Annotated in this window: 5 protein-coding genes; 3 read left to right on the forward strand and 2 right to left on the reverse strand. The window is 58.6% G+C overall.

From position 1 onward, the window contains the following. Positions 1–33: 33 nt before the first annotated feature. Complete coding sequence (locus ERD80_RS00540; protein ID WP_058781084.1) at positions 34–672, reverse strand: LysE family transporter; 639 nt, start codon at positions 670–672, stop codon at positions 34–36. A gap of 373 nt (positions 673–1045) precedes the next feature. Here ERD80_RS00540 and ERD80_RS00545 point away from each other — a divergent pair, with 373 nt between their 5' ends. Then, entirely contained in the window at positions 1046–2155 is a 1110-nt protein-coding gene (locus tag ERD80_RS00545; protein ID WP_058781085.1) for a lactonase family protein, read from the forward strand. Between the two features lie 8 nt (positions 2156–2163). On the opposite strand, the gene ERD80_RS00550 is transcribed toward ERD80_RS00545, so the two are convergent. Then, positions 2164–3051 carry an alpha/beta hydrolase-fold protein gene (locus ERD80_RS00550; RefSeq protein ID WP_211145549.1) on the reverse strand — a complete coding sequence of 296 codons (888 nt, stop codon included), beginning with the start codon at positions 3049–3051 and terminating at the stop codon, positions 2164–2166. Between the two features lie 184 nt (positions 3052–3235). On the opposite strand from ERD80_RS00550, the gene ERD80_RS00555 reads away from it, so the two are divergent. Further along, complete coding sequence (locus ERD80_RS00555; protein WP_136545514.1) at positions 3236–4660, forward strand: hypothetical protein; 1425 nt, start codon at positions 3236–3238, stop codon at positions 4658–4660. Positions 4661–4984: 324 nt separating this feature from the next. Next, the coding region (locus ERD80_RS00560; protein ID WP_136545515.1) for an SfnB family sulfur acquisition oxidoreductase at positions 4985–6091 on the forward strand (1107 nt) is incomplete at its 3' end.

The raw sequence follows: 6091 nt of genomic DNA on the forward strand, positions 1-6091 counted from the left end.
TAATCGCATGATTTTAAACGATTACGCTGTGACTCAAACCGCCACGAACTCGCGGTATCCCGACCAAATCACATACACCGCGAAATAACAGAAAATCAGCGCTGAGGCGAGATACGAATACTTCAGCAGGCGCTCGCCTAATAGCTTTCCGCCCATGCTGCCGATCAGGCAGATCACACAGGTCCACACCACCCCGGCGAGGAAAAACCCGCTGAGAAACCACGAGGTTGCAGCGGCATCACTGTGGCCGATGCGGGCTATCAGCGCGCCGCCCACGCTGGCGAACCACAGAATCGCCGTCGGTGACGACATCGCCAGCACGATGCCGCGCCGAAATTCGCGCAGCAGTGAACGATAAGGCTGGGTTTCAGCCGTGGGAATATCGATTTTTTTGGCCAGCGCGGCGTAAAGCATTTTAGCGGCAAACCACAACAGCAAGATGCCGCCGCCAATCCATAGCAACCAGCGCACCGGCGTAAACTGCAGTATCACCGCCATGCCAGCCATCGCCAGCAAGGCGTAAATTAAATCGCCTACGCAGGTGCCCATGCCCAGCCAGAAACCGTGCAGATAACCGCGCTGCATCGCCAGCGTCAGCATCGCGATGTTGGCGAGTCCGATATCCAGACACAGCGATAAACTCAATAAAAAACCATTAGAAAACGGCAGCATAACGTCGTGACCATCCCTGAGTTCGGTAAAGGAAAGATTAAAGCATGCGTGCCGGGGCTTTTTACACTGCTTCCTGCCATCCATAACCAAACGCTATGACCCATTAGCAAAGGCACAATTAAATAAACCGATTTGTGAAGCCGATCGGCCTGCGCAGCTTTGCGCGCAGGGAATGCCACTATAGTCGTTAACGAGACGTTAACAACGTCCGTTTCAATACAAAAAAATCAACCTGGTTTGGGCGCAGGCCCGTGAAAATTCCGATTATGGTGGAAAGACAATGAGTGGATACCCAAAACCGGCAACTGGCGGTTTAGCAACAAACTTAACCGTGGCAATATCACTGGCTCTATTGACGCTGGCGGGGAGTGCTATGGCGCAGAACACGGAACATCATCAAACAGCATTAGTCGGCACCTGGACCAGTATTCCGGATGCCCCTGCAGTACAAAAGCCGGATCGACCCAGTGAAGGTTTGTATCGCATGCAGGTCAACAGCGACGGGACGCTCAAGCCGCTGGAGGTGATCAGGATGAAAAGCCCGTCGTGGATCGTTAAATCACGCGACGGGCGGTTTGCTTATACCACCAATGAAGAGAATGCCGGTGCCGTTACCGCGCTGGCGATCGATAAACAGGGCGCAGTGCGGGTGCTGAATCAGGTCGACAGCCACGGCGAGCAGCCGACGCACGCCACTCTTAGCCCGGACGGCAAATTCCTGTTTGTCGCCAACTATTCGGTGGCGAAAGGCGGAGCAGGGGTAACGGTGTTCCCGATTGCGTCGGACGGCAAGCTGGGCGAACAGGTCCAGCATTTCGCGTTCAGCGAGGGGAGCGGCGTGGTAAAAGATCGGCAGGATGGCGGCCATGCGCACTCCACCACCTTTACCCATGATGGCCGCTATCTGTATGCGGCCGATCTCGGTGACGACAAACTGCACGCCTATCGCTACCACGCGGATCGGCGAGAGCCGCTGCAGGCGGATACCAGCCGTGATGTGAGCTTTGCGCCAGGTGCGGGTCCGCGCCACATGGTGTTCTCCGCCGACGGTAAACACGCTTATGTGATTACTGAAATGGCGGGCGAAATCGTGGTGTTCCGCGTCACTGATGACCGGCTGGAACGGCAGGCACAGGTGGCGCTGAATACGCAAAACAGCAGCGCCGCCTACAAAAGCGGCGGCGGCATCATTCTCAGCCCGCAGGGTAAATTCCTGATTGCCGCTAACCGCGGATCTGACAATCATCTGCTGGTGTTTAAGATTGCCGCCGATGGCAGCCTGACAGATGCACAGCGCTATGCCGCCGACGGTATTGAGCCGCGCGCGCTGGCGTTTGATAACAGCGGTAAACACCTCTATGTCACCAACGTGTTTACCAACACCATTACGCTGTTTGATTTTGATGCGCACAGCGGCAAGCTGAGCGCGCGCGGTGTGGCGGCGAAGCTGGCAACGCCAACCGACATCAAATTCTTTAACTAGCTGCCCTTTCACTCATCCGGTGCGCGTGACGGCGCACCGTCTTCCGCCATAGCCGACAGCGCGCTTTCCAGCGAAGCCGGAAACATCTGGCCGTGACTGAGCCCGGGAAACAGCTGGAAGCGAGCCGCCAGGCCTTTTTCATGCATGCCGTCGAGAGTGGTGCGAATCCGGCTCAGCACATCGCTGACGCCGGGACGTGATTCGCCGTTGCCTTCCATCAGCACCAGCTGCTTCTGCTTAAACGATGCGGGCGTCACCGCCGCCATTTGCTGCAACAGCGTTGCGTCGCCGCGCAGGGAAGGACTGGCGGCAAAATAGCGCTGGAAAAATCCGGAGGTCAAGTAGCTGTCCAGCACAAACAGCCCGCCGTAAGAGTGGCCCCACAGCGCACGCTGCTGCGCATTGATCGGCAGATGCTGTTCGGCACGCGGCGCGATAGTCTGTTCCAGGCGCTGGCGGAATGCAGAACTGCCGCCGGCTGGCCGGCCGCGACGATCCTGCACCTGCTGCGGCGGGGTGTAATCCAGCGTGCGCGCAGCGAGATCGAACGGCAGCGGGGTCTGATAGCCTACCGCCACCAGCACCGGCGGGTTGCCTGCTGCCAGCTTCTGCAACAGTGCTTCGCTGAGATGGTTCATCACCGCGTTGCCATCCAGCATATACAGCGCCGCGTAACCGTTGGCCGGTGCCGGTTTACGTGGCACCGCCGTCCACACCTTGTAGTGGCGCTGGCCGTCAGCGGAATCAAACGTGTTAACAGTGAAGCGATACCAGGCAGAGCCTTTGTCGGCAATGTTGGGTCCGAGCGGCGTCATATTAGGCCGGGCGAAACCGACAGCGGGGCTGAGCAGCAGGTTCAGCAGGGTGAACAGCGGAATGATAAAGCGATAAATCATGGCGCTTCCTTACTAGCTGGCGAGTCAATTACTTCCGTGTCACAGCGAAAGCGCCAGACAGATTAGTGATAATGATTATTAATTTCAACAACCATTTTGCACCGTCACGCGCCGTGCGGAAGTGTAAAGATTTCGTCAGGATCGCCGATAACGTATCGGTATAATACCAGCGAGGATAGTCAGGATGATTAACGGTATCGGACCGGGTAGTTTCTCACAGCTCCATCTCAGCAGCGCCAGCGCACGCGTAACCAGCAGCACGGCAAGCAATGCGACCCGGCAAAATAGTCTGACGGCAGACGCCTCGGCGAAAGTCACCTTTAGCGAAGCCACCGACACCATCTCTGCGGTGTACCAGATGACGACGGCGCGCGTCACCGCCAGCACGCCTCTTTCGCCTGATATGCAGACGCAGGCGATGGGTGCGCTGCGCAGCTCGGGCGTCAGCATGAACGGCATTGGCAGCGCGCTGCTGAGCGCACTGACGCAGCAGCGTGACGATGTCACCATCAGCGTACCGGCCAGCGGCGGCGCGCAAACTGACACGCAGAGCGCGGTGGCGCTGGAGATTACCACTCAGTCCGGCGTTAGCCTCACCCTGCAGATGACGCGGCAGCAGGATGGCGTAGCGGTGGCGCTGAAAACCACTCACGGTAAGCTGAGCGATGACGAAGCTGCGGCAATTGCCAAACTTTCCGGCGCGCTGGAGAAAACCCTGAGCGGGTTGGATAACGGCAACGGTAAACTGGATGTCGGTGACCTGCTCAGTTTTGACAGTAACCAGCTGGCCAGCGTTGATCTGAAAACCGACCTGCGTCGCAGCGGCGAAGTAATGCAGTCGCTGAATCTGCATGCCGACCCGGGTTCACGCTGGCTGGGTTTCCATAATGCCGACGCCAGTTTCAAACTGACGACGGACATGCGCAGCCTGGCGCAGGCCAGCAACGCCGGTCAGCAGCAGAGCGCCCTGGCGCAGTGGAGCGCGAAATTTGATCAGGCCGCTTCGCGCGGTCACGGCGATCGCGCGGCGCTGGCACTGTTTAAGCAGGGTTTCGAGACTTTAAACAGCACCAGCGCGGCGGCCGGCGTGGCGATGCGCACCCCGCAGGCGATCACCGTAGGCGCGCATGCGGCGCAGGCCGGTGCCATCAGCGGCCTGGCGGATTTCTCGGCCAGCTATCACCAGACGGCGCGCTCCAGCAATCCGCTGAAGCCGGAAGAAGAAGATACTTTCGCTCTGGATGTGGCGCAGCGCAGCAGCCAGCAGAAGAACGGCGATACGCAGCGCATGACGCAGGAAACCCTGTTTAAGCTGAACGCCAGTTTTCACACCGCGCTAAGCGCCAGTTCGCCGCTGGCGCTCAATGAAACCAAAGAGTCACAAAACTATCACTACCACCAGATTCACGATGAAACGCGCAGCACCACTGAGGTGACGCAGGATGCGCAGGGTAACCTCACCGCCCGTTTCGCCCGGCAGTTGACGCAGCAGGAAACGGTGAAGACTTATCAGCTGGCGAAGCTGATCGACAGTACCAGCACACCGCACAGTGAGAAGAGTGAATCGACGCGCCACTATTCTCCGGCGATGTATCTGGCGCAGGAGTAATACCCACTTTATTGCGCCAGCCCATGGCGCAATAAAACAATAATGTCATTTATCACTATCGATAGCGGAATTAATACTTAAGATAATTCTCCCGTGTCACTCAGCGTAATAACCCTGCATCTCCGCGCCCGCTAACGCCTTCTTATCCCTGATAAATTCTTTATTCTCTTTCTGCATGCCGTTTGCCGGATATAGCATAACCGCGCTCTTTACCGCTGTTATTCCCGCTGATTATCATCGCGCTCAATCTGTTATTAAGTTACGGCTCTCTGCCCTGGCAGAATGAGCCTGTGAATCACAGCAAAAAAAAAAGTGAATCCAGCGATGACGCAAATCAGGGCTCAACAACTTCAGCGCGCGGCGGTGATCACGTCTGACGCGGCGGCAATCGACGCTGCCCGCCATCTGGCGGAACAGGCGAAAGCCGGGGCAGCCGAACGCGACCAACAGCGTATCTATCCGCGTGAACTGCTCGATCAGTTCACCCAGCTGGGGCTGGGCAGTATCAGCGTGCCGCGCCAGTTTGGCGGCGGCGGTTTGTCTTTTGCTACCGTGGCGGAGGTGTTCCGCCTGATCTCCGCCAGCGATCCGTCGCTTGGCCAGGTTCCGCAAAACCACTTCGGGCTGATTCAGTTCATCCTGGGTGAAGGCAGCGCGCAACAGCAGCAGCGCCTGCTCAGCGCGGTGGTACAGGGCCAGCGGCTTGGCAACGGCGGTCCGGAAAAGAACAGCAAGCATACGCGTGATGTGCAGGCGCAGCTGGTGTCAGGTCCGGAGGGGGTACGGCTCAGCGGTGAAAAGTTTTATTCAACCGGTGCACTGTTTGCCGACATTCTGGTGACCACCGCGCAGCAGGAGGGCCAGCCGGTGATGGCGTTCATTCCGCTGCCGGCGGCAGGGGTGGAGATTATCGATGACTGGTCGGGTATCGGTCAGCGCACCACCGCCAGCGGCACGGTGAAGCTCCAGCAGGTGGCGGTCGATGCCGGTTTGACCATCGCGCTACCGTCCCCCGATAAACCAACACTGCGCGGTGCCGTATCTCAGCTGATCCAGGCCGCAATTGACGCCGGGATCGCGCAGGGCGCGCTGGATGAGGCGCTGGCGTTTATTCACAGCAGCTCGCGTCCGTGGGTGGACGCGGGCGTGAGCCGCAACGCAGACGATCCTTACATTCTCGCCGATGTCGGGCGTATCAGCACCGAACTGAGCGCCGCCAACGCGCTGCTGGTGCGTGCGGCGCGCGTACTGGACAGCATTGACCCGCACGCGCTTACCGCTGCGCACTGCGCGCGCGCCTCCATCGCGGTTGCAGAAGCCAAAGTGCTGACCACCGAAATTGCACTGAAAGCCAGCGAAAAGCTGCTGGAGTGGAGCGGCAGCCGCGGCACATTGCTGAAGCATGGGCTGGATCGCCACTGGCGCAACGCG

This window comes from Pantoea sp. R102, from assembly GCF_004916815.1.
In the GTDB taxonomy this organism is placed as follows: domain Bacteria; phylum Pseudomonadota; class Gammaproteobacteria; order Enterobacterales; family Enterobacteriaceae; genus Pantoea; species Pantoea dispersa.

Bases quoted from the DNA above. Each gene is read 5' to 3' on its own strand.
- ERD80_RS00540 (WP_058781084.1), bottom strand. From the start codon at position 672: ATGCTGCCGTTTTCTAATGGTTTTTTATTGAGTTTATCGCTGTGTCTG.
- ERD80_RS00545 (WP_058781085.1), top strand. From the start codon at position 1,046: ATGGCGCAGAACACGGAACATCATCAAACAGCATTAGTCGGCACCTGG.
- ERD80_RS00550 (WP_211145549.1), bottom strand. From the start codon at position 3,051: ATGATTTATCGCTTTATCATTCCGCTGTTCACCCTGCTGAACCTGCTG.
- ERD80_RS00555 (WP_136545514.1), top strand. From the start codon at position 3,236: ATGATTAACGGTATCGGACCGGGTAGTTTCTCACAGCTCCATCTCAGC.